The organism is Dolichospermum flos-aquae CCAP 1403/13F, from assembly GCF_012516395.1.
Classification (GTDB): Bacteria; Cyanobacteriota; Cyanobacteriia; order Cyanobacteriales; family Nostocaceae; genus Dolichospermum; species Dolichospermum lemmermannii.
Map to the genome: position 1 here is coordinate 906,213 of NZ_CP051206.1, position 21,499 is coordinate 927,711.

Consider the following 21,499-nt stretch of genomic DNA (forward strand, 5'->3'; position numbering starts at 1 on the left):
TACTTAGCCGCTAAGTTCAATTGTCAAAGCTAGTTGATAGAGATAGCGACGAGATAAACCCGTATCCTTTGCTATCTCACGACTAGCTTGAGAACGAGAAATACCCTGTTTAATCATTGATAATAGTTCGTTTTTTAATTCGGTTTCTGTGAGTTGAGGTTTACTAGGTGGATTTCCAGCTACTAAAAGAGTATATTCTCCTTGGGGTTCTTTGTCTTGGTAATGGGTAATCCCCTCGGCAATTGTTCCTCGCCAAAATTCCTCGTATAATTTAGTTAGCTCCCGTGCTATAACTAGAGAGCGATCGCTGCCTAAAACTGTCCCCAAATCTGCTAAAGTATCCCGCAATCGGTGAGGTGATTCATAGAAAACCAAAGTTCGAGATTCACCTTGCAAAGATTCCAAATATTTCTGGCGTTGTTGACTTTTAGCCGGTAAAAAACCATCAAAAATAAACCTATCTGTGGGTAATCCCGCCGCACTCAAAGCCGTAATTACAGCACTTGCACCGGGGATAGGCACAACAGTGATACCATTATCAATACAAGCCTTAATTAACTCATATCCTGGGTCAGAAATTCCCGGCATTCCCGCATCACTTACCAAAGCGATCGCTTTACCATATTGTAAATGCTCTAATAATTCAGGAATGCGACTATGACTATTATGTTCATGGTAACTAATTTGGGGAGTTTTCACCTGAAAATGCTGTAGTAATCTGCCTGTGTGGCGTGTGTCTTCTGCCGCAATCATATCCACTGCTTGCAAAATTCTCACCGCTCTAAAAGTCATATCTTCTAGATTACCAATAGGTGTAGCGACAATATAAAGTGTTCCTGGTTTTGGTTCAGTTTGCATATTAATTTCGAACACGGATTCAACGGATTAAAGGATTTCACAGATTAGATGATTTTTGAGATGATTTAATCTGTGAAATCTGTAATTTGCAGGAAAGAAGTTATCAGCTAGTTGTTAATAAACTTCTCAAACACCTCACCAAAATCTTTCCGCACATAAGTTTCATGAGCATATTTTAACCAATTAAAAGCATACTGATTAATTGATTTAAATTGCTCTTCTGAAGTTGATGTAGTTGTTGAACGACTAACTGTACTAGCTGCTGTATTTAAACTAGTTTGAGCATATTGATAATAAAGAGCATTTTCTCGTTGAATTGAGGCAATTTTCAGTAAAGCCTTGTACAAGTCTTTCAAAGGATCAATATAAATTTTAGCAACATCAATAGAATAGGATATATCCCCCATTATTAACTTGATTTCGATATCCATATCTATTGTTCCTGCGGTTTCTAGCTTCACATCCTTAATAATATGATGACTATAACTAAAACGTTTGAGTAGACGTTTTTTACTAACCGCAGAATTTCCATCTAGATGAATTAACGCTAGGTTAGTAAAACAGTATTCATCAGTTTTCGACTTAATTAAAAAATAGATCTTTTCCCCTTCTTCATGAATCACATAATCATCACTATCAACTTTATGAAAATCTTCTGGTTTGATCACAGCACCAATATCACTCAAACCTAGTGCATCCATCGCCATATTTTTGAACATGATCTTTTACTCTCTTTTAAAAAATGAGTTTTACTATTATCCCGTTGATTAGATAGCAGTGCTAATTCCTTGGTAAACTTACTTAATAGTTTAACAAGTTTACCAATTAGCAATGAGCAAATCTGGCTTATTTGTGGGTTTAATTACCTTAGATTTAATTTATCTCGCGGACTCTTCCCCCCAAAATAATCAAAAACTTGTTGCCACTGACTATACTGTAGCAGCAGGAGGACCAGCAACAAATGCCGCCGTCACCTTGAGTCATTTAGGCAACCAAGCTACAGTTTTAGGTGTATTGGGTTCCCACGATATTACACAGCTAATTCGTAGCGATTTAGAGAATTACCAAGTCGCAATTATTGACTTAGACTCCCATCGCCATACACCACCACCCGTTTCTTCAATTATTGTTACGCAAGCTACAGGAGAAAGAGCGGTAATTTCTATTAATGCCATCAAAACTCAGGCAAATATTACCTCTATCCCCGCAAATATTTTACAAAATATTGATATTGTCTTAATTGACGGACATCAAATAGAAGTTAGCAAAATCATTGCCCAAATGGCTAAAAAACAAAATATTCCCGTTGTCATTGATGGTGGTAGCTGGAAACGAGGATTTGCAGAAATATTACCTTTTGTAAACTATGCTATTTGTTCTGCTAATTTCTATCCCCCTAACTGCAAAAATCAGCAAGATGTTTTTGCCTATTTGCAAAATTTTAACATTCCTCACATTGCCATTACTCAAGGGGAAAATCCCATTCAATACTTAAATTGTAGTCAATTTGGTGTGGTAAATGTGCCAAAAATCCAGCCCGTTGATACACTAGGAGCAGGAGATATTTTTCACGGTGCTTTCTGTCACTATATCCTGGAAACAAATTTTATAGAAGCATTAGCACTAGCTGGTAATACTGCTACGGAAGCGTGTAAATATTTCGGTACGCGCCCTTGGCTAAATTCAAATATTTAATGTTCATTTTTCCTATTCCACCCAAATTTATCCTCAAATGAAAGACTTATCCGAAATATTAACAATTGCGCGGTCAGTTGGTTGGGGTGCAGCCAGTCTCCTCAGTTCTTATTATCATGGTACTATCGCTGCACCAAATTTAGATATTCAATATAAAGACAATGAACCCGTTACAGTTGCAGATTTGGCTGTTAGTGAATATATCTTGTCACAGCTACAAGCCGCTTTCGGGAATGAAGACTTTGGATATATCAGCGAAGAAACTCATAAATCAGAACAGGGAAAAAATCCCGCTGAGTGGGTATGGATAATTGATCCATTAGATGGGACAAGAGACTTTATCAACAAAACTGGAGAATATGCCATTCATATTGCCTTAGTGCAAGGAACACAGACAATGTTAGCCGTCGTGGCAGTTCCAGAGACACAAAAGTTGTATTATGCCACCAGAGGCAGTGGGACTTTTATCGAAACCACAACTGGTTCTGTGCCTGTGCGACTTAACTCCCATAAAAATATCCAAGATCTAATTTTGGTTGTTAGTCGCTCACACCGCAACGATAGGTTAGAATATCTCTTACAGCACTTGCCCTGTCAAAATCAAAAAGCGATTGGTAGCGTCGGTTGCAAAATTGCGGCAATAGTTGAACAGCAAGCAGATGTTTATATTTCCCTTGCCGGTAAATCCGCACCGAAAGACTGGGATATGGCTGCTCCCGAACTTATATTAACGGAAGCAGGTGGCAAGTTTACCCATTTTGACTGCACGCCATTAAAATACAACACCGGCGACATTCATCAATGGGGGGAATTACTGGCGAGTAATGCTCAAAATCATGAGGAACTATGTCAAGAAGCACAAAGCATTCTCACACGGTTTGCTTCAAACTAAAATAGTATTGATCGGGGCAAATTCCCTAACAATGCTCAAAGTTTTGTGGGGGAATTTTGCTCGTCATGGGTTAATATTCTCATATAGTGTTATAATGGGCGAGGTGAGGATTATTTTCGGTTGAGATCGCAATCGCTATTAAGTCCAGTAAAAAAAATTAAAATCTAGAGTATCCAGCAGATACAGTCCTAGACTAAACGCCGCTGGAATATTTTACTTTGACTTTAGTTCTCAAATATTAATTTAAACTACGGAGGAACAGGAATGACACAAGTGGTCTTAGGTGAAAATGAAGGAATTGAATCGGCACTGCGAAGATTTAAGCGGGAAGTTTCCAAAGCGGGAATTTTCCAAGATATGCGGAAAAAGCGTCACTTTGAGACACCTTTAGAAAAAGAAAAGCGCAAAGCTATAGCTAGACACAAACAACGTCGTCAACAACGTTCTCGCTTCAAACGATAAGTTTTTAGTCTTGTCTGCTGCAACTGGAAATCCCGACGGATTTCCTGTTAATTGAAACAAATTACAAGTAGTTACTAATGATATCAAGTACAATTTATGCAGTGGTTAGGGGCGAGTTTATCCTGCCCCTATTTGATTTTTTGTGCAATTAACTGCTAGATTTCAGCGATCGCTCGTTCAATTAAGCGGCGTGCTAATGTCTGCGTACCTGTGTGTTCATAGTAGTTTGTAGACACGTCTAGGAATGCGGCTACATAGTCCAATTTATCATCAGCAAAGTCGAGAAAACCTTTGCAATGTCCTAAGACTTTTTGGGCTGTTAAAGCATTAGCTGTAACAATACCATTCATCCAGCCTTTAACTCCGTCTAAACTGTTGCCAATAAAGTCGATTTTACCACCCACACCATTACCGGGAATTGTATCTTGGATGGTTCTAAAAGTCGGGTTTTGTTGTAACTCTTGAGGGTTCATTTGACTAATCATTGATAATGATTTATCAATGAAGTCGGGTCCGAGGGGAATTAAACCATCAACACAAATTAATGCCACCATGCGGATCAGTGATTCGCCACCATACTCACCTAAAGCAGCAACAAAATCACCAATGCTGTCCCCAGGAATGCCATTAATTTGACAAAAGGCGACTAATTCAGCAACTACTTTCAAGGTTAAGTCAATAGTTTGCGCTTTGTCAGGTTTGGGGGTCAAAGAGTTTAAAAAACCGAACAGGGGAATTGTTTGACCAACTTTGTTAGCTAAAGCGGCTGCACCTAAAACTTTATCTGTACCGTCAACGGTTTGATACAGCCAGAGGGCGGTTTGATAGCCTTGGGATTTGTCGTTAAATAGATAAATCGCTCTTTCGCCAATTTGTTGAATTAGGTCTTCGTCAGTTTCACCAGTAACAGTTTTAATGGTATTCACAAAACCAACAGTATTTTGCCATTCACCAGGAGCAACAAAATCTAAAGCATTCAACATGGAAACAGTCAAGTTACTGCTAGGAAGTTCATCAACTAACTGCTGAATTGGTTTACTCACAAAAGTCTCCTTATCTATGTTTTGTATTAATGTCAGTTGCTAATCAGGAAAGCGGTTGCTGACCTATTTCAACTTTGCTAAACCATCGAGATTAAATTTTTCTATCCAGGCTGCGCGAATCGCTCGCAGTAAATGATGGACTTTTAGAAATTACCTTGACTTGGTACTTATCCACCAAAACCGAAGTTTGAGTGTTACCAACTTTTACCGCAGGATAACCGCCTATTTTTTCAGTGCTGTTAGCAAATTTAGCCGCTGCTCCTGGTATGCTGCTAGTATCAGAAATAGCGAGTTGAGCAACTACTTTGCCACCTTTTTTCAAGTTTGCTTCAGAAAAGCCTTTTTTCTCTTGGGTATAGACACGATCATAGCCATCTTCGCTACTGGGGAAGAAGTTATTTAATTTGCTACCTTGAGTCGCATTTTTAACTACAGCTTGTCCGCTTTTTTGCTTGGTACTTTCTTGTTGTACCTGATCAAAACGACTAGGTGCTTTTGGAGAACAAGCTGTAGTTAGTAGGACAACTGATAGCAATAAAGCCGCTAAAACTCTCCGCCCACGATTTTTCACCATTTTTGGCTTCTCCTTAATACTTGAGCTTGTGAGGCAATTATCAACTATTTTGCCATTTACAAACTAGAAATTTACTTTTAAATAATGATTAGAGGTATTGATAATACTACGCAAGACGTTGAGCTATCACCGCATACAAAGGATCTCCGCCTGGTACCCCCAACCACTGTAAAAAACCTGGTGCTGCTGACTTTGAGCAAATCACTTCTGGGGTGGTGAATCCAGGAACTGAGGCAAAATAGCCTTTGACCAATTCTACCCTAAAAGCTTCGGAACCGTCTCGCCAGACTTGAATTGCCTTTTGAAAAAACATCCGGTTAGAAAAACTAATAATTGCTATCCCACCGGGTTTAAGAATGCGGTGTATTTCCGAAAATATAGCCTCTGGGTATTGGATATATTGCACAGAAACACAGTTAATAACAGCATCAAAGTCTTGATCTGGAAAAGGTAACTGGGGATTTGTGTTGATATTTTGGACAAAGTAATGATTTAACTGGGGATTTCGGGCTAATTCTTCAGCATTTAGTCCATGTCCTGCTACATGAGCAAAATCTATATCTGTGGGTAGATGCGATACCCAACTACTCATCAAATCAAGAATACGAGTATTTGATTGCAGTCGCTGACGATATAAATCAGTTAATTGTTGAATAAAACCCTCATCTACATGAGTGACAAAGCGAGGGTAACTATAGAATAACAGATCATCCGATTCATCTAATTTAATGCGTTGACTTGGTTGCAGGAGCATAAACGTCTTTTTTCCCCGATTGGAAAATTTTGAATAGTATTCTAATTGATAAGTTATTTTTGATAACTTAACTTATTCTACATGAGTAAATACTATATTTACTATTCATAAATGTTTTTTAAATCACCCCTAATTATTTTGATTATCCAATTAATTCGGCTATTTTGGCAATTACCATATCCCAAGTTGTTAATTTGGCTACTTCCTTTGTTGTTATTTACTTCTGGGGAAACCAGTCTCATGGCTCATGATGAAACCCTTTATGCGTTAAGAGCCAGACAAATGTTGGAAACTGGTGACTGGGTATCTCCTTGGGGTAATCCTCATCATAAAACCCCTGGTTTTTATTGGTTAATTGCTATTTTTTATCAGCTATTTGGTGTTAGTGATACAACTGCGCGAATACCGACAATGATTGCGGGAATTTTGAGCATATTTGTTATTTATAAAGTTGGGGAAATTTTACTATCTCAAGAATTAGCATTTTTGGGAATTATGATTTTAAATGTAGCATTTTTGTGGTTACAATATTGTCGGTTAGCCACACCAGATGTCCCAACTATCTTATTAGTATTTATGGGAATTTTCTCCCTATTAAAATCTGACATAGATCCTCGAAAACGATATTTTTATGGTTTTATAACTGGGTTAAGTTTTGGCTTAGGCTTTTTAATGAGAAGCTTAATGATTTTTTTACCAATGATAGCATTATTACCTTATTTAATTATAGATCATCGCCGTCATCGTCATTTAACTAACCCCATGTTGTATTTAGGGTTTTTAGTGGGTTTAATTCCTAGCTTAATTTGGCTTTATTTTAGTTGGTTGCGTTATGGTAGCGATAGTATTGGGGCTTTATTGGGATTTGTCATAGAACTAGGTAGTCATGAACAACATAAAAATGGCATTTTCTTTTATGTGTGGAATCTAGCTTTAAAATCTTTTCCTTGGTTATTTTTTAGTTTATTAGGTTTAGTATTAGTCAGACGGCGTTCAATTTCTAAATATCCATTAATATTAATCGGGTTTCCTGTTGTCTTATTTACTGAATTGAGTATATTTTCTACTCGTTTCTCTCATTATAGTCTTGGCCTTTATCCATTTATTGCTTTTCTAGCTGCGGTGGGTTTAGATTGGTTAGGAAAAATTTACCAAAAAGGATTTGATGATCAATATTCATCTCACAAGATAGTTTATTTACCCAGAAATATTAGTTATGCTTGGGGAATATTAGGCGTTATTTTAGTTTTAGCTGGAACAGGTATTTTAATTTGGGGTGAAGTAGATATTCACAAATATGCAATTCTAGGAATATATTCTGGTTTTGGCAGCTTAATTGTACCATTAATCTGGATAGGTAATTTTCACTATCACCACAAGTTTTTGACTTCTCGTTATTGGCTAGGTGGATTATTAATTAGTTGTTGGTTATCTCTAGCTACAGCGGGTAATTTAGGTTTATTAGGTGATTTCAACCCGAATTTTAGAGTATTTTATCAACAAGAATCAATTAATAAAATTTTGCATAATCATCCTATTAACTTTGTCAAAGGAACAGGATTTAATGATAAAGAATCTCTGTTAATTTACTTTTATACACCCCAGTATGGTAAAAGTGTAGATTCAATTTCTCAGTTACCTATTTTTAGTTATGCTTGGATTTATCAACCAAGTTTTGTTAAGTTACCAATACCTTATCGGATTATTGGTAGTTTTAAAGATTATCAATTAATTCAGATTTTATCTGCAAATAATTCTGATAAGTGAAAATATAGAATAAATCTGATTAAATCAGGTCTATGTTAGAATATAGGAATATTCTCAACTATTGTAATTTGTACCATGAAAAAATTAATGCTCACAATTTCTTTATTTCTTAGCTGCATATCTCTGGTAAGTTGTGGTAACGCACCCAAGGATATGTTTAAAGAAGATTCGAGTAATACTGTCACACAAAGTCAAAGGGAAAGTTCTTCAGTAGCACCAAGGGAACAAAAAGATAAACAAGAATCTTCTCCAGAATCAGAAACTCAAGAAGATGAAAATAATAAAGAAGAGGAGAAAACCCCTGTTCGTAAAAACCTGGATAAAAATACTAAAAGAGATGGAAGTAAAAAACCAAAATTAGGAATAGTAAAGGAGTTAGTTAATGGTGATTTAATGTGCTACGTTACCTTAGTAGATAAAAAAGGCATTGAACACAATGTTGGTGCGAGTTTTGATATTTGTGCTGACGAGAAGAAGTTTGTCAATAAAAAAGTCCGTGCTGTTTATGAAATACAATCAGTTAATGATTGTGAAAGTGCAGAACCTTGCGGTAAAACTCGCAAAGAATCCATCATTACAAAAATGCAAGTTGTCAGTAAAGGTTCAGAAAGAAGATCCTCAAGCGATAATTCAAAAAGTGGTAATTCACAAACTTTAAGTAATGATGAATGGACAATTACTTTGAGTAATACTGATTCTTGGAATGGGGTTAATGGTACAGGAAATGTGAATTATAAAGGATGTGATACTAATGGTAAATGTCTCAAGTTAACAGGTGGTAAAGTTTCCTGTCGAGATGGTAAATGTGTTACAGGTTGGAAAAATGGGGATTATGTCTACATTTTAGAACAACCGATAACTGAAGATGGTAATTCTACTTCTACTTTAAGAGTGAGAAAAGATAATACTGAAATTTTGAAGACTACAGACTTGAAATTGCTGAATTGAGGTATAAAATTCAAAAATTCCATCTCTCAAACTCTGACTCTCTGAGCAAATCTGGGCAACCACAGGGGGTTTGCCCCTACGCAAATCTGGGCAACCACAGGGGGTTTGCCCCTACGCAAATCTGGGCAACCACAGGGGGTTTGCCCCTACTCTGGTGTGAAATTTTGATCCAGAAAATTAAGAGCATGATTGCGAAGTTCAAAATATTCTGTAGAGTTCCGCATGGCCACTCTATCTCTAGGATGTTCAAAAGGAACTGTTAAAATTTCTCCTATTTTTGCAGATGGTCCATTAGTCATCAAAATAATTCTGTCAGACATATAAATTGCTTCGTCAACATCATGGGTAATCATCATAACAGCTTGCCGATTATGTTCCCAAATATCTAATACCTGACGTTGTAATTTACCACGAGTTAAAGCATCTAAAGCCCCAAAAGGTTCATCCATTAATAACATTTTGGGACGAATTGCTAAAGCCCTCGCAATACCCACTCTTTGTTTCATTCCTCCAGAAATTTCATCAGGATATTTGTCTGCGGCTGCTGTTAAGTTTACCATTGTCAAGTGTTCATTGACAATGCTGATTTTTTCGGCACGATTAGCATTTTTCAAAACTTCATCTACTGCTAAACGGATATTTTCACGGACTGTTAACCAAGGTAATAATGAATAATTTTGAAATACCATCATTCTATCTGCTCCTGGTTTCCGAATCTCTTTACCATCTAAGCGAATTGAACCAGATGTAGCTTTTTCAAAACCACCAATTATTTTTAATAATGTGGATTTACCACAACCAGAATGACCAATAACAGAAATATATTCATCTTCACCAATGGTCAAATTAACATTATCTAAAACTGTGAATTTTCCTTTATCCTGGGTTGGATAAGATTTAACTAAATTCTCTACTTCCAAAAATCCGTTACGGGGTAAACTTTCTGGAGAAGTATGATCTTTTAAAACCGTATATTCCATGATTAATTCCTTTTGATATAATTAGCTATTTTTAAGACATGAAAAACTGAGAAGGAGCGTTAGCACGAATATCAAAACTATTGAGATATCCTACAGGATCACTAGGATCAAATCCTTTTTTATCTATAAATGCTTCCGGGGGTTCAACTTTGTCATCATCCTGGGGACATTCAATTCCCATTTCTGCCGCTATCTCTCGATATAAATCGGTTCTCCAACCTTTTGCAGCTACTTCTTCGGCGTTTTTAGGAATTTCTTTGATTTGTCCCCACCGGGCTGCTTGAGTCATTAACCAAAGACTGCGAGAACGCCATAAAAATGTGGAATGTTCTCCTTTTTCGTGGGGAATACTATTAGGAAGATCATAAAAAATTGTGGTATCATCTGCTTTGATAGTTCTGTCTTTACCATCAAAACCACCATAATTATAATTGCCAATAATTCCCGGTCCAGTAAACTTAGTAATAGGGACACCCGGCTTTTTGGGTTTTGCCCCAGTGAAAGAACGTTGTGTGAGTAATTCGGCTATTTCTTGGCGATTTTCGGGTTTTCCACAATATTGACAAGCTTCGATCATTGCTTTCACCAAAGAACGGTAAGTTTTGGGATAATTGACAATAAAAGATTCCATTACTCCCAGGAGTCTATCTGGGTGTCCTTGCCAAATTTCCTTACCTTGGGCAAAGGTAAAACCGATACCTTCATTACCTGTAATTGCTCTAGTGTTCCAAGGTTCAGCAACCATGTAAGCTTCCATTGCCCCAATTCTCATGTTTGTCACCATTTGCGGTGGAGAAACAATGATTACCCGAAATTCCTTTAAAGGATCAACACCCGCAGCAGCAGAAAGATAGCGAGCAAAGTATTCATAAATGGCAGAACTGAGGACTACAGCCCAAACTTTCTTTTCCGGGGGTTGTTTGTCAAAATAGCCGCGAAAGTCCCGCCCAAAGGCTTCCAAAGCCCCATCACCGTATTTTTGCTGATATTCAAACCAAGGACGGATGCCATAGTCCCACATATCCTTACTCATGGTCATAGCGTTACCATGACGGTGAATGGTCATTGCTGCACACAAGGGAGCATGACGCGCCCCTTCAGCCCCTATTCTAGCGTTGGTAACAGCACCAGAAACGACGGGGGAAGCGTCGAGACGACCAAAAATTAAGCCGTCGCGGGAAGTAGCCCAACTGGCTTCGCGGTTGAGTGTGACATTTAAACCATATTTGCGGAAAAATCCTTTTTTCCAAGCGATCGCAAATGGCGCACAATCATTAACAGGAACATAACCAACAGTAATATCCGATTTTTCTAAATCTTGGGATTTAACTACAGGTGTCACCGCTAAAGCTTCTTCTGTGAGTCCCTTAGCAGACCTATCTCCAGAAACATTACAGGATGATAATATCATTCCCGCAGTTGTCGCACCTATTCCCGTAATAAAATTCCTGCGAGTTAAATGATTTTCAGTCATAGCTTTTTATCATTTGGGATTTTATGAAAATACAAATTCATCTGCGTTTATCCGCGTCCATCATCTTCTATCTGCGTTTAAATCATTAACTTCCTGAACGGTGAGTAACTAACTCTTGAAGTTTTCCCACACCGTAATCTAAAATCAACCCAGTTAAGCCAATTACAAACACGGCTAAAAATACAGAACTCAGATTTAAACGACTCCATTCGTCCCAAACAAAAAATCCTATTCCTACCCCACCAGTGAGCATTTCTACAGCCACAATTACCAGCCAAGCTATCCCCAAACTAATTCGCAAACCTGTAAAAATATAGGGCAAACTTGCAGGTAAAATAATTTTGGTAATCTGTCCCCAGCGGTTCATTCCCAAGACTTGTGCTACATCTAAATAATCTTTAGGAACATTAGAAACTCCCAACGCTGTATTAATAATAGTTGGCCACAGCGACGTAATGAAAATCACAAAAATAGCGGAAGGATCTGCTAAATTGAACAGAGATAAAGAAATGGGCAACCAAGCCAGTGGTGATACTGGTTTAAAAATCTGAATAATGGGATTAAAAGCCAGCATTGCCGGTCTGGACATTCCGATCAAAAATCCCAAGGGAATGGCGACTAATGCACCCAAACCAAATCCTAATATTACCCGCCGTAAACTTGCTAATAATAACCAACCAATGCCTAAATCACCGGGACCTCTTTCATAGAATGGATGTAAGATATAGTCCCAATTAGCAATTAAAGCTTCTGGTGGTGTGGGCATTAATTCATGATTAGCTAATGCTACTATCCACCACAATAAAATAATTCCTAAACAGCCTAATGCTGGGAATAAAAAAGTATCTTGAAAAATTACAAGTTTGGCTTTTCTCCAAACAGTTTGTCCCGCAACTGCAAAAATGGCAGCTATATTTAGTTGCAATATCATTTATTTCACCTCAGCAGAGTTAAGCTTGGATACGCAAATATTAACTAGTACCAACCTTGGACACTGATGAGATCAGAACATAATTAAAATTCTGTCTCTTCAGTCTCCTCTCAATGCCTACGAAGTTAGCTGACGGGCTAGGGTTGAGAGATACCCTTTTTTGCTTGATTTTAGATTTGATTTGATTTTTAAAGCTCAAATTCCTAAATTAATCAAGACAAAAATACGCCCCACAATTCGGTTCCTCCGTTCCAGCACTATTAACTGAAATATACTGGATTAAGCTGACTTACTCAATTATGAATAACGACAGAATATTAACATTTATATTCAGTAATAACATCAGTAGTTGTCATGAATATTAGTTTCCAGCGATTATAAATCGCTACTACACAAACAAAGTCCACCTGCGTGGACTTATTAAAAATCAAGACCTTTGAACCCACGTAGCTGGGTCTTGTCTATGTAGCTGCGACTTCTAGTCGCCAAATCAAGCAGAAAATCAACAATTATCAATCTAATAAACCTGATTTTTCCATTTCGCTAACGCATCTTCAGCAGCAGCTTTTTCGGCTTCTTTTTTATTCTTTCCTTTACCTTCTCCCTTTTCTTTACCTTCTACTAATACTTTAGCTCTAAATTCTGGCGCGTGAGATGGTCCCCCTATTTGTTCCGTTACATACTTAGGGGGATTTGTGATACCTTTAGCTTGTACCAATTCTTGAAACCGATTTTTGGAATCTACATTAGAACGGATTTCTACAATGTGTTTTGAGGCATCATTAAATAATATTTTAACAATCTCACGGAGTGGTTCAACATTACGATTATTATCTAAATAGTAAGCGCCAATTACAGCCTCAAATGTACTACTTAGTAAGTTAGGATTTTGAAAACCGCCATCTCTAATTGTTCCTTTTCCTAATCTCATTCTAAAGTCTAAACCTACTTCTATAGCAAATTTTGCCAGTTGTTTTTCTTCTACTAATGCGGAACGAAGACGAGTTAATTCATCTTCTCCTTTTTCAGCAAACTTTTCATAGAGATATTCACCGCTTAAAAAATTGAGAATAGCATCACCGAGAAATTCTAAGCGCTCGTTATGTTCCCCTTCTCCGGGGTTTTCGTTAACATAGGAACGATGGGTAAGTGCTTGACGCAAAAGTTTTTCGTTATTGAATGTGAGAAGTTTGTGCATTTTGATATTTTATCTTTTAGGGAATTATTGAAAAAAACAAAAAACCGCAAGGTGCGGTTATCATAAACCAGTTATATTAATAAACTGGAATTATCAAGACAAATTCAGGCAGATATTTTATCTAATTATTCTAAAAATAAATCCTGATTTTGTCTGATGATTCTACCTTCCTTGACAACCATATCAACAAATTGTGTAAAGGTTTTGATTTTTTTGCCATTAGGTGTGGAAATAGAAGGAACACCTTGATATTTAGGCAAAAGTTGACGCATCAATTTACTAAGATAGCTGTAGTTTGTAGGTTTACCTTGAGTGACTGCTTTCTTAATAGCTTTTTTCAAACATTCTACAGCTTCATTATAACTAATCTGAGCATGGATATTAGTTATTTGAGGTTGATTTCTTTTCTGAACTAATTTAGGTAAATTGTCTATTAAATAGAAATTCTCATCTCCAACCAGGTTGATTAATCTTGGACTTGCACTACCTTTTTGAGCAAAAACAATTACTTTTTTTCCCATAGCTTTGAGAATTGTAATTAATCCAGCAAAATCCCAATCTCCTGAAACAAGAATAATCGTTTTTAGCAAAGGATTAACAGCAACTGTTCTGCAACATTCTTTATTAAGTTGCTTATCTGCACTATTTTTTGAATTATCAGGAATATCTACACAATTAAAACCAAGTAATTCAAATTTATTTTTAGCATCAACTTGACTTTTGTGCAGGGAATTATAGTAAAAATTCTTCCATTTTATAATTCCCTGCATTTTCGCAAAATCAAGCAATAAATCAGCATTTTTTGTGATTAAACCGACATTCTGAAAGTCACAAAAAATGGCAACAGAGTCTTGTTTTTGAACTGTTTCGGTGTTCAAAGGTAGATGAAGCATAGTAAAATATCCAGGGTTTTAAGTTAACTGGACAGCTTCAACAAATCACACCTCTATAGCAGTGCAACTAGATGAAATAAAAAACTAAAAAACTAGCTTTCCCTCATTTAGTTGCTCTATGTTAACCAATTTCAGTGTTAAATCAGTTTCAGTCTCAGCAGCAAAATTTCTCCCTGGGAAAACCTCCGTTATGCCTTAGACTCAATATTTATCCAGACAGCTTATTTCATTCGTACTAATTGAGTAATTAGCGACGCAACAAAACATCGGGATAAATATTGAAACTAAGCCACAACGCAAGATTTGCCATAAAGGAATCCTGCTTCTGAGACAACCACCGATGCTTTAGCCATAGAGTTCTAAGCTGTTGTACCATTTGTTTGGTTGTCCTCTTTAATTATATACACATCTGATTTGAGGTGTCAATACTTAATTTAGATGTACTATCTATAACGCACAAATACTTGTTTGGGCTATTACGAGAATTTCAGTTAGGTGAGACGGAAAATATTATTATAATCATAGATAGAAATGACTTAATTGTAAGCTAATGTCTGCTAAAGATATTTTTCATGATGCTGTTAGGAAAGGATTAGAAAAAGAGAGTTGGGTAATCACAGATGATCCTTTGAGAATTCGCTCAGGTAGGGTTGATATGCAAATTGATTTGGGTGCAGAAAGAATCATAGCTGCTGAGAAAGGAGAAGAAAAGATCGCGGTTGAGATTAAAAGCTTTGTTAGTTCCTCAAATATTTCTGAATTTCATACAGCCTTGGGTCAATTTCTTAACTATCGTCTTGCTTTGAAAAAACAACAGCCTGATCGTTTTTTATATTTAGCAGTTCCGCAGGGGGTTTATGAAACCTTTTTTAACTTGCCATTTATAGAAGAAGTTATTGACCATTTTCAATTAAGTTTACTAATTTATGATCCAAATAATGAGGTGATTTCACTATGGAAAAAATAGAACAATATCGTGGGTATATCCAAAATTTATTAATTGAATATGCCCAGGGAAGTCCATCGGATGAAGAAGTAGAAACACAACTCATTTTTGATCAAGAAAGAGATCATTATCAGGTTGTTTATACGGGTTGGAAAAATCGCCACCCGATGTATGGTTGTGTTTTACATCTTGATATCAAAAACGGCAAAATTTGGATACAACAGAATGGAACTGAAATTGGTATTGCCGATGAATTAGTTAAATTAGGTGTACCAAAAGAAGATATTGTCTTAGCTTTTCATGAGCCTTTGATGAGACAATATACAGGCTTTGCAGTTGGTTAATTTCAGATACCCGACTTCTCAAAGAAGTCGGGTATCTAACGGGATCTAACTACTTATTCCAAGCAGGATGACACAACAGAGAAGACATCACCCGCACACCACGCAATTGATTAGAGAGGGGTAGATGACCTCTAGGAGCGCTTAAATCCCAGGTGAACCCGTTAGGATATCTTGTCCAGTTATTACCATTCTTCCAGTCAATTTTTGGCCACAAGTTGACCCAATTTTTACTTAAACCTAACCAAATTTCGCGCTGGACAGAAAAGCCAAATTTACCTTCTGAGTGAACTACCCAGAGTTGATTAATGGTGCGTAAGTCTTGAATTGGTAAACTTTCTACTTCTGTAAAGTATAGCCATTTTCTTTTTACCGCTTGGGGACCTGCTGCTTCACACATCTTTTGAATTGTCAAGAGGTCCGCGGCTTGAAAATCTTGATCTGCAAGTAGCTTTTGCAAAGAATTGTAACTGATCCCACAGTCCGATTTTAGAGGTACAATTCCTTCAGGAAAGTTAGTTTGTAGAAATCCTTGACTTGTCGGTGCATCAGTATTGTAGATGACTTGGTAGACTTTGCCATCAATCCAAGTTGCTGGGGTATCACGACGTTTCAGCAAAAATTCCTTCAACACATCTAACCCATCATTACCCAAGTCAGCTAACTGCGGGATGATTTGTTGTTGGACTTTTTCGGACCCAGCGATTAACTTTTGGCGGAGGGAGTCGAGATCATTTGTAGTGCCTGATACAATCATTGGGTCTGTCATGCCGTTACTCGTGTTAGCGTGAGCGTGAATAAACTATCTACTGCTATCGGTTATTCTACAAAATGAAAGCCGAATAGCGAAAAGTAGTTTACTCCGAATCTTGGGTAAAGTTGGCAAGCCCTTGAGTATATATCTGAAAAAATCACTCACGGTGGCTTTAGCGAAATCCTAGCCCACAATACTTTATCAGGTAAGGAGTTACAGAATCCAGGAGTTACAGAAATTATGACTCCTGACTCCATACCCGGTGAATTTCTTCTATTTGGAATTTGTGAATTATGTACGAAAAGATTACTCCTCCCACCACCGGCGCAAAAATTACCTTCAAAAATGGTGAACCGGTTGTTCCTGAAAATCCCATTATTCCCTTTATTCGCGGTGACGGTACGGGTATAGATATTTGGCCTGCAACTGAAAAGGTGCTTGATGCTGCGATCGCTAAAGCATACAATGGTCAAAGAAAAATTAGCTGGTTTAGGGTTTATGCTGGTGATGAAGCCTGTGATTTGTACGGCACATATCAGTATTTGCCCCAGGATACATTGACGGCTATTAAAGAATATGGCATAGCAATTAAAGGACCTCTAACTACTCCCGTTGGTGGCGGAATTCGGTCTTTAAATGTGGCATTACGCCAAATCTTTGACCTTTATACTTGCGTGCGTCCTTGTCGTTATTACGCTGGGACACCTTCTCCCCACAAAACTCCTGAAAAATTGGATGTGATTGTTTATCGGGAAAATACGGAAGATATTTATTTGGGGATTGAGTGGAAGCAAGGTAGTGAAATCGGCGATCGCCTGATAAAATTCTTAAATGAAGAATTGATACCCGCTACCCCAGAACACGGTAAAAAGCAAATTCCCCTCGATGCTGGTATCGGTATCAAACCCATCAGCAAAACCGGTTCTCAGCGGCTTGTGCGTCGTGCCATCAAACACGCCTTATTATTGCCCAAAAATAAGCAACAAGTCACCTTGGTGCATAAAGGCAATATCATGAAGTACACAGAAGGCGCTTTCCGGGATTGGGGTTATGAATTAGCCACTACGGAATTCCGTCAAGAAACTGTGACCGAACGGGAATCTTGGATATTAGGAAATAAAGAGAAAAATCCCAATATTTCCGCAGAACAAAACGCCCATGAAATTGATCCTGGTTTTGATTCCTTGACACCAGAGAAAAAAGCGCAAATTGTCAAAGAAGTAGAAACCGTTCTGAATACAATTTGGGAAAGCCACGGCAATGGCAAATGGAAAGAGAAAATCATGGTCAATGATCGCATTGCTGATAGTATCTTTCAACAAATCCAAACTCGTCCAGATGAGTATTCTATCCTGGCGACAATGAACCTCAACGGTGATTATTTATCTGATGCTGCTGCTGCTATCGTTGGCGGTTTAGGCATGGGTCCAGGGGCAAATATTGGCGACTCCTGCGCGATTTTTGAAGCTACCCATGGGACAGCCCCAAAGCACGCTGGTTTAGACAGAATTAACCCCGGTTCTGTAATTCTTTCCGGTGTAATGATGCTGGAATTCATGGGTTGGCAAGAAGCCGCAGATTTGATTAAAAAAGGATTGGGTGATGCCATAGCAAATGGTCAAGTTACCTATGACTTAGCGCGGTTAATGGAACCACCTGTACAACCATTAAAATGTTCTGAATTTGCTGACGCAATCATCAAACATTTCGGTTAATTTCCGTTATCGTGAAATTAAGATTCCCGACTTCTTCAAGAAGTCGGGGATTTGAGTAGCGTTTGCTTAGACTGTCTGAATCAGGATAACCAGGATTTAAGGATTAACAGGATGTGATTTTTTATTTAAAGTGGGGTTTTCGGATCATAGAGAAGCTGCTATTACTTAAATAATAAATTATTATTTAAGTAATAGGTTACAAAATAACGTTTTCAATTTGAGAATATTCAATTTATCAATCTGTGCTAGTAATTTTTCCAAAGTTTCAGATTCTTCATTTGACAATTGATTATCAGAATTTTTTATTAATAAATCATCTTCGTAAGAAATTACTAAAACCTGGAATAATAACTCCTTTTATGATTCACCACTAGAAAAAAACAAAGGTAAAACAAATGCTGTGATAATTCCCGCCAATACAATCACCTCGATTATTTTCATTAATAAACCAACTGCCATAAATTGATTAATTTCTTCTCTAAGATTATTAGAAAAATCATTGAACCAAGCACGTAAACGATCATACCAGTTAGCAGGGCTATCTTCTGGACGGAATTTCCATGATAATATTGACAGTAATAATGGCACACCACCAACTTTAGCAGACATCAAAACATGAATTGCTAAACAACAAATCATGATTAACCAAGCTATTAAATGAGCATAATACCAAACATGATCAAGTTCTCCTATAGGTAGCCATTCTTCTTTCATCATTCTTCCAGATACTACCGCCAAAACAGCAGCAAGCAACATTTTAGTATTTACTAAACGTTGGAGACTTACCCACCAAATTGGTTTACCAAATTGAGTTAAATTTTGGATAGAGTCTGGTTGTAATAGTCGTCTTTTTCCAGCATGGAAACTATAAACAGCAAAAAATGGCAGTAAAATCAAGAAAAATACTGCCAATGTCCCATGAATATCCTGTATAGGATTGATTTTGGGAATGGGAATATATCCAAATCTTTTGTCAAAAGTGTTGTACACTAAGAATCCACTAATAATTGCGCCAATGACTAAAATCCCGCTTATACCATGCAGGATTCTGAATATTAATGGTTGATAGGGGGCTGAACGGTTCATAGATTGATGTAGTAAGTTTGAAGAAGGGTAATTTTGTTGTAAATACGCCATGAAAATATATAATATCCTAAAGAGTAACTAGAGAAGAGTGCATTAATGGTTGAAATTATACATTTTACAGGATTTATTAAAGGCGTAACCTATAAAACTTGCTTAGGTGAAAAATTAAATGAAATTAATATAGATAGTTTTGATGTCAATCAAGCAAGTAGTTATGGATTAATAAAGTCATCTATAACTGAGATTGCTTATTCTAAATGGGTTTCACCTAAAAGAACTAGAAGTTATCCTTTTGCGAGAATATATACTACATATAATTCATCTAAAATTATTACTATTATTCCAGTAATTAAAGATGAAGGTGAAGATGGAGATAGAGATGTAATTCAATACTCCACAATTTCATGGATGAATTTACTAAATATTTATATTGTGCTTGCTTATTATGAAACAGCCCAGAAAAGTAATAAAAAAGGACAGCTAACCAAAGATAAACTTTCCAATCAAAAGTTTAATGATGAATTTGTAAAAGCTCAAATTAACGAAATACTAGCATATCGTCAAAGTGCTTTACACTGGAATAAAAATTTATTTGAAGAAAGGTTTTCATCAATTTTTGAAAAAGCACTAAACTCTTACGATTCTATTGCTAGTCAAACTGGAGTAGTTATTCACTCACGAATAAGCATGGATAACTATTTACAAAAAATTATTTTTGAGTTTGAAGAATTTAAAAATATTTCTCTTAAAGGTTCTCAAAGTGCCAGTAAACGAGAAGCTATGACTTCTCATAAAATGGAATATTTAGAAGATGGACTAAAAGCAACTTTTAGTATTGAGAATTATTTAGGAGGAGTTTATCACTTGACTGCTGATGAAATATTTGTTTATAATAATGACTATATAATTCAAGAATCCAAAAATTCTTCAAAAGAATCTTTACCTAAACTTCCTGATATTCAAGATGGTTTATTTAAGTTAATTTTATTTTCCAACCTAGATTCTTTAAGACTGAATGGAGAACCAGTTGATTTTCTAACAAAATTAAAGCTTACTGGAAAAAATGTAGTTGGTTCTATTATTTTTCCTGATGCAACAGTGGAAGAACTAGATAACTTTTTACAAGCTAACAAGACAATTTTTACTAAAAAGCAAAAACAGATTATCGGAAAGTTGGCTTTAGAAGCAGAAAATAATCAAAAATTAAAAATACAAGTTTCTGGTAATTCCAAAATATAATGTCGTTATGATAAAAAGTCCTCTCCGTTATCCTGGTGGAAAATCAAGAGCAATTAAAAGCATCGCTGAATGTCTCCCAAAAAAGTTTTCTGAATTTAGAGAACCCTTTGTTGGTGGTGGTTCAGTTTTCATCTATCTTAAACAAAAATTTCCTCATCTCCAGATTGCTATTAACGATTTAAACCCAGAATTATATCTATTTTGGCATTTTGTAAAATCTGATTTATCAAAATTAGTTTCCGAAGTTTGGCAAATTAAAAAAACCTCCCAAGATGGAAAATTACTCTTTGCCAAATTAGCTCATGTAGATGTTAACACCTTATCTGATTTAGAAAGAGCAGTGCGCTTTTTTGTTCTTAACAGAATTACATTTTCGGGAACTATAGAATCAGGAGGTTTCTCCCTAGAATCTTTTCATAAAAGATTTACTAACTCATCAATAGATAGACTGGAAAAATTAGAACATATACTAACACAAGATGTGAAAATCACCAACTTAGATTATAGTCATCTAATTAATGAACCAGGAAAAGACGTATTTATATTTTTAGATCCTCCTTATGTTAAAGCCGAAAAATCTAAATTGTATGGTAAAAAAGGAGATTTACATATAGGATTTGATCATCAAAGACTTGCACAAATATTAAAGCAATGTCCCCATAACTGGTTAATAACCTATGATGATTGCCCAGAAATTAGAGAAAATTTTCAATGGGCAAATATCATTGAATGGGAATTACAATATGGCATGAATAACTATAAACAAAAAAAAGCCGAAAAAGGTAAAGAACTATTCATTAGTAATTATGAAATAAAACCAAAACCCGAAAAATCTCTTCCTTCTCCACCTCTGTGACCTCTGTGCCTCTGCGGTTCGTTCTCATTCCATAAAATATCCACTAACAGCGATAGCGCGAAATAAAAAGCCATTTTTCGGTAAAATCACATT

At 36.5% G+C, this 21,499-nt stretch carries 21 protein-coding genes, 1 pseudogene and 1 riboswitch; of the genes and pseudogenes, 10 read left to right on the top strand and 12 right to left on the bottom strand.

The window, feature by feature from the left end:
* Positions 1–3: 3 nt before the first annotated feature.
* Both rsmI and HGD76_RS04675 read right to left on the bottom strand, forming a co-directional pair.
* Positions 4–858 carry a 16S rRNA (cytidine(1402)-2'-O)-methyltransferase gene (rsmI, locus tag HGD76_RS04670; RefSeq protein ID WP_168651402.1) on the bottom strand — a complete coding sequence of 285 codons (855 nt, stop codon included), beginning with the start codon at positions 856–858 and terminating at the stop codon, positions 4–6.
* A 107-nt stretch (positions 859–965) separates the two neighbouring features.
* On the bottom strand, positions 966–1,577 hold the full coding sequence (locus HGD76_RS04675) for a PH domain-containing protein (RefSeq protein ID WP_168695109.1): 612 nt from the start codon (positions 1,575–1,577) through the stop codon (positions 966–968).
* 112 nt (positions 1,578–1,689) lie between these two features.
* Here HGD76_RS04675 and HGD76_RS04680 point away from each other — a divergent pair, with 112 nt between their 5' ends.
* The 3 genes from HGD76_RS04680 (at position 1,690) to rpsU (ending at position 3,907) form a co-directional block, all read left to right on the top strand.
* Positions 1,690–2,553: a sugar kinase gene (locus tag HGD76_RS04680; protein ID WP_148763347.1), complete on the top strand. Its 864-nt coding sequence runs from the start codon at positions 1,690–1,692 to the stop codon at positions 2,551–2,553.
* Positions 2,554–2,590: 37 nt separating this feature from the next.
* The gene (locus tag HGD76_RS04685; protein WP_148763345.1) at positions 2,591–3,445 is read left to right on the top strand and encodes a 3'(2'),5'-bisphosphate nucleotidase CysQ family protein; all 855 of its coding nucleotides are present in this window, start codon (positions 2,591–2,593) and stop codon (positions 3,443–3,445) included.
* Positions 3,446–3,709: 264 nt separating this feature from the next.
* Positions 3,710–3,907 carry a 30S ribosomal protein S21 gene (gene rpsU, locus HGD76_RS04690; protein ID WP_015078697.1) on the top strand — a complete coding sequence of 66 codons (198 nt, stop codon included), beginning with the start codon at positions 3,710–3,712 and terminating at the stop codon, positions 3,905–3,907.
* A gap of 155 nt (positions 3,908–4,062) precedes the next feature.
* Here rpsU and HGD76_RS04695 read toward each other — a convergent pair whose 3' ends face one another.
* The 3 genes and pseudogenes from HGD76_RS04695 to HGD76_RS04705 all read right to left on the bottom strand — a co-directional run bounded on the left by HGD76_RS04695 (position 4,063) and on the right by HGD76_RS04705 (position 6,278).
* Positions 4,063–4,950: a hypothetical protein gene (locus tag HGD76_RS04695; protein ID WP_015078698.1), complete on the bottom strand. Its 888-nt coding sequence runs from the start codon at positions 4,948–4,950 to the stop codon at positions 4,063–4,065.
* Between the two features lie 63 nt (positions 4,951–5,013).
* A pseudogene (locus tag HGD76_RS04700) lies at positions 5,014–5,524 on the bottom strand (hypothetical protein).
* 106 nt (positions 5,525–5,630) lie between these two features.
* The gene (locus HGD76_RS04705; RefSeq protein ID WP_168695110.1) at positions 5,631–6,278 is read right to left on the bottom strand and encodes a class I SAM-dependent methyltransferase; all 648 of its coding nucleotides are present in this window, start codon (positions 6,276–6,278) and stop codon (positions 5,631–5,633) included.
* 111 nt (positions 6,279–6,389) lie between these two features.
* On the opposite strand from HGD76_RS04705, the gene HGD76_RS04710 reads away from it, so the two are divergent.
* On the top strand, positions 6,390–8,045 hold the full coding sequence (locus HGD76_RS04710; protein WP_168695111.1) for an ArnT family glycosyltransferase: 1,656 nt from the start codon (positions 6,390–6,392) through the stop codon (positions 8,043–8,045).
* 75 nt (positions 8,046–8,120) lie between these two features.
* Complete coding sequence (locus HGD76_RS04715) at positions 8,121–8,993, top strand: hypothetical protein (RefSeq protein WP_168695112.1); 873 nt, start codon at positions 8,121–8,123, stop codon at positions 8,991–8,993.
* Positions 8,994–9,139: 146 nt separating this feature from the next.
* Here HGD76_RS04715 and HGD76_RS04720 read toward each other — a convergent pair whose 3' ends face one another.
* The 5 genes from HGD76_RS04720 to HGD76_RS04740 all read right to left on the bottom strand — a co-directional run bounded on the left by HGD76_RS04720 (position 9,140) and on the right by HGD76_RS04740 (position 14,469).
* Positions 9,140–9,973 (bottom strand): ABC transporter ATP-binding protein, encoded by an 834-nt coding sequence (locus HGD76_RS04720; RefSeq protein ID WP_168695113.1) that lies wholly within the window; start codon positions 9,971–9,973, stop codon positions 9,140–9,142.
* Positions 9,974–10,004: 31 nt separating this feature from the next.
* Positions 10,005–11,447 carry an ABC transporter substrate-binding protein gene (locus HGD76_RS04725; protein WP_168695114.1) on the bottom strand — a complete coding sequence of 481 codons (1,443 nt, stop codon included), beginning with the start codon at positions 11,445–11,447 and terminating at the stop codon, positions 10,005–10,007.
* A gap of 85 nt (positions 11,448–11,532) precedes the next feature.
* Positions 11,533–12,378, bottom strand: coding sequence for a nitrate ABC transporter permease (gene ntrB / locus HGD76_RS04730; RefSeq protein ID WP_015078705.1), 846 nt, complete (start codon positions 12,376–12,378; stop codon positions 11,533–11,535).
* Between the two features lie 99 nt (positions 12,379–12,477).
* A riboswitch (cyclic di-AMP (ydaO/yuaA leader) is annotated at positions 12,478–12,674 on the bottom strand.
* A 221-nt stretch (positions 12,675–12,895) separates the two neighbouring features.
* Positions 12,896–13,576, bottom strand: coding sequence for a ribonuclease III (gene rnc, locus HGD76_RS04735; protein WP_168695115.1), 681 nt, complete (start codon positions 13,574–13,576; stop codon positions 12,896–12,898).
* Positions 13,577–13,701: 125 nt separating this feature from the next.
* Positions 13,702–14,469 carry an NYN domain-containing protein gene (locus HGD76_RS04740; RefSeq protein WP_168695116.1) on the bottom strand — a complete coding sequence of 256 codons (768 nt, stop codon included), beginning with the start codon at positions 14,467–14,469 and terminating at the stop codon, positions 13,702–13,704.
* Positions 14,470–15,019: 550 nt separating this feature from the next.
* On the opposite strand from HGD76_RS04740, the gene HGD76_RS04745 reads away from it, so the two are divergent.
* Together HGD76_RS04745 and HGD76_RS04750 are read left to right on the top strand one after the other, a co-directional pair.
* Entirely contained in the window at positions 15,020–15,436 is a 417-nt protein-coding gene (locus tag HGD76_RS04745) for a XisH family protein (RefSeq protein ID WP_039200758.1), read from the top strand.
* Complete coding sequence (locus HGD76_RS04750) at positions 15,424–15,759, top strand: XisI protein (protein ID WP_039200759.1); 336 nt, start codon at positions 15,424–15,426, stop codon at positions 15,757–15,759. The genes HGD76_RS04745 and HGD76_RS04750 overlap by 13 nt, the downstream gene beginning before the upstream one ends.
* 49 nt (positions 15,760–15,808) lie before the next feature.
* Here the strand turns inward: HGD76_RS04750 and HGD76_RS04755 are convergent, their stop codons facing one another.
* Positions 15,809–16,525 carry a GUN4 domain-containing protein gene (locus HGD76_RS04755; protein ID WP_148763326.1) on the bottom strand — a complete coding sequence of 239 codons (717 nt, stop codon included), beginning with the start codon at positions 16,523–16,525 and terminating at the stop codon, positions 15,809–15,811.
* A gap of 278 nt (positions 16,526–16,803) precedes the next feature.
* Between HGD76_RS04755 and HGD76_RS04760 the strand changes: the two genes are divergently transcribed.
* Positions 16,804–18,225, top strand: coding sequence for an NADP-dependent isocitrate dehydrogenase (locus HGD76_RS04760; RefSeq protein WP_168695117.1), 1,422 nt, complete (start codon positions 16,804–16,806; stop codon positions 18,223–18,225).
* A gap of 357 nt (positions 18,226–18,582) precedes the next feature.
* Here the strand turns inward: HGD76_RS04760 and HGD76_RS04765 are convergent, their stop codons facing one another.
* Complete coding sequence (locus HGD76_RS04765; RefSeq protein WP_168695118.1) at positions 18,583–19,311, bottom strand: cytochrome b/b6 domain-containing protein; 729 nt, start codon at positions 19,309–19,311, stop codon at positions 18,583–18,585.
* 96 nt (positions 19,312–19,407) lie between these two features.
* Here HGD76_RS04765 and HGD76_RS04770 point away from each other — a divergent pair, with 96 nt between their 5' ends.
* Together HGD76_RS04770 and HGD76_RS04775 are read left to right on the top strand one after the other, a co-directional pair.
* Positions 19,408–20,550 (top strand): hypothetical protein, encoded by a 1,143-nt coding sequence (locus HGD76_RS04770; RefSeq protein ID WP_168695119.1) that lies wholly within the window; start codon positions 19,408–19,410, stop codon positions 20,548–20,550.
* Positions 20,551–20,557: 7 nt separating this feature from the next.
* A complete protein-coding gene (locus tag HGD76_RS04775) occupies positions 20,558–21,406 on the top strand; it encodes a DNA adenine methylase (protein ID WP_168695120.1) in 849 nt (282 codons plus the stop codon).
* Positions 21,407–21,499: the final 93 nt, after the last annotated feature.

Bases quoted from the DNA above. Each gene is read 5' to 3' on its own strand.
- rsmI (WP_168651402.1), bottom strand. From the start codon at position 858: ATGCAAACTGAACCAAAACCAGGAACACTTTATATTGTCGCTACACCT.
- HGD76_RS04675 (WP_168695109.1), bottom strand. From the start codon at position 1,577: ATGTTCAAAAATATGGCGATGGATGCACTAGGTTTGAGTGATATTGGT.
- HGD76_RS04680 (WP_148763347.1), top strand. From the start codon at position 1,690: ATGAGCAAATCTGGCTTATTTGTGGGTTTAATTACCTTAGATTTAATT.
- HGD76_RS04685 (WP_148763345.1), top strand. From the start codon at position 2,591: ATGAAAGACTTATCCGAAATATTAACAATTGCGCGGTCAGTTGGTTGG.
- rpsU (WP_015078697.1), top strand. From the start codon at position 3,710: ATGACACAAGTGGTCTTAGGTGAAAATGAAGGAATTGAATCGGCACTG.
- HGD76_RS04705 (WP_168695110.1), bottom strand. From the start codon at position 6,278: ATGCTCCTGCAACCAAGTCAACGCATTAAATTAGATGAATCGGATGAT.
- HGD76_RS04710 (WP_168695111.1), top strand. From the start codon at position 6,390: ATGTTTTTTAAATCACCCCTAATTATTTTGATTATCCAATTAATTCGG.
- HGD76_RS04715 (WP_168695112.1), top strand. From the start codon at position 8,121: ATGAAAAAATTAATGCTCACAATTTCTTTATTTCTTAGCTGCATATCT.
- HGD76_RS04720 (WP_168695113.1), bottom strand. From the start codon at position 9,973: ATGGAATATACGGTTTTAAAAGATCATACTTCTCCAGAAAGTTTACCC.
- HGD76_RS04725 (WP_168695114.1), bottom strand. From the start codon at position 11,447: ATGACTGAAAATCATTTAACTCGCAGGAATTTTATTACGGGAATAGGT.
- ntrB (WP_015078705.1), bottom strand. From the start codon at position 12,378: ATGATATTGCAACTAAATATAGCTGCCATTTTTGCAGTTGCGGGACAA.
- rnc (WP_168695115.1), bottom strand. From the start codon at position 13,576: ATGCACAAACTTCTCACATTCAATAACGAAAAACTTTTGCGTCAAGCA.
- HGD76_RS04740 (WP_168695116.1), bottom strand. From the start codon at position 14,469: ATGCTTCATCTACCTTTGAACACCGAAACAGTTCAAAAACAAGACTCT.
- HGD76_RS04745 (WP_039200758.1), top strand. From the start codon at position 15,020: ATGTCTGCTAAAGATATTTTTCATGATGCTGTTAGGAAAGGATTAGAA.
- HGD76_RS04750 (WP_039200759.1), top strand. From the start codon at position 15,424: ATGGAAAAAATAGAACAATATCGTGGGTATATCCAAAATTTATTAATT.
- HGD76_RS04755 (WP_148763326.1), bottom strand. From the start codon at position 16,525: ATGACAGACCCAATGATTGTATCAGGCACTACAAATGATCTCGACTCC.
- HGD76_RS04760 (WP_168695117.1), top strand. From the start codon at position 16,804: ATGTACGAAAAGATTACTCCTCCCACCACCGGCGCAAAAATTACCTTC.
- HGD76_RS04765 (WP_168695118.1), bottom strand. From the start codon at position 19,311: ATGAACCGTTCAGCCCCCTATCAACCATTAATATTCAGAATCCTGCAT.
- HGD76_RS04770 (WP_168695119.1), top strand. From the start codon at position 19,408: ATGGTTGAAATTATACATTTTACAGGATTTATTAAAGGCGTAACCTAT.
- HGD76_RS04775 (WP_168695120.1), top strand. From the start codon at position 20,558: ATGATAAAAAGTCCTCTCCGTTATCCTGGTGGAAAATCAAGAGCAATT.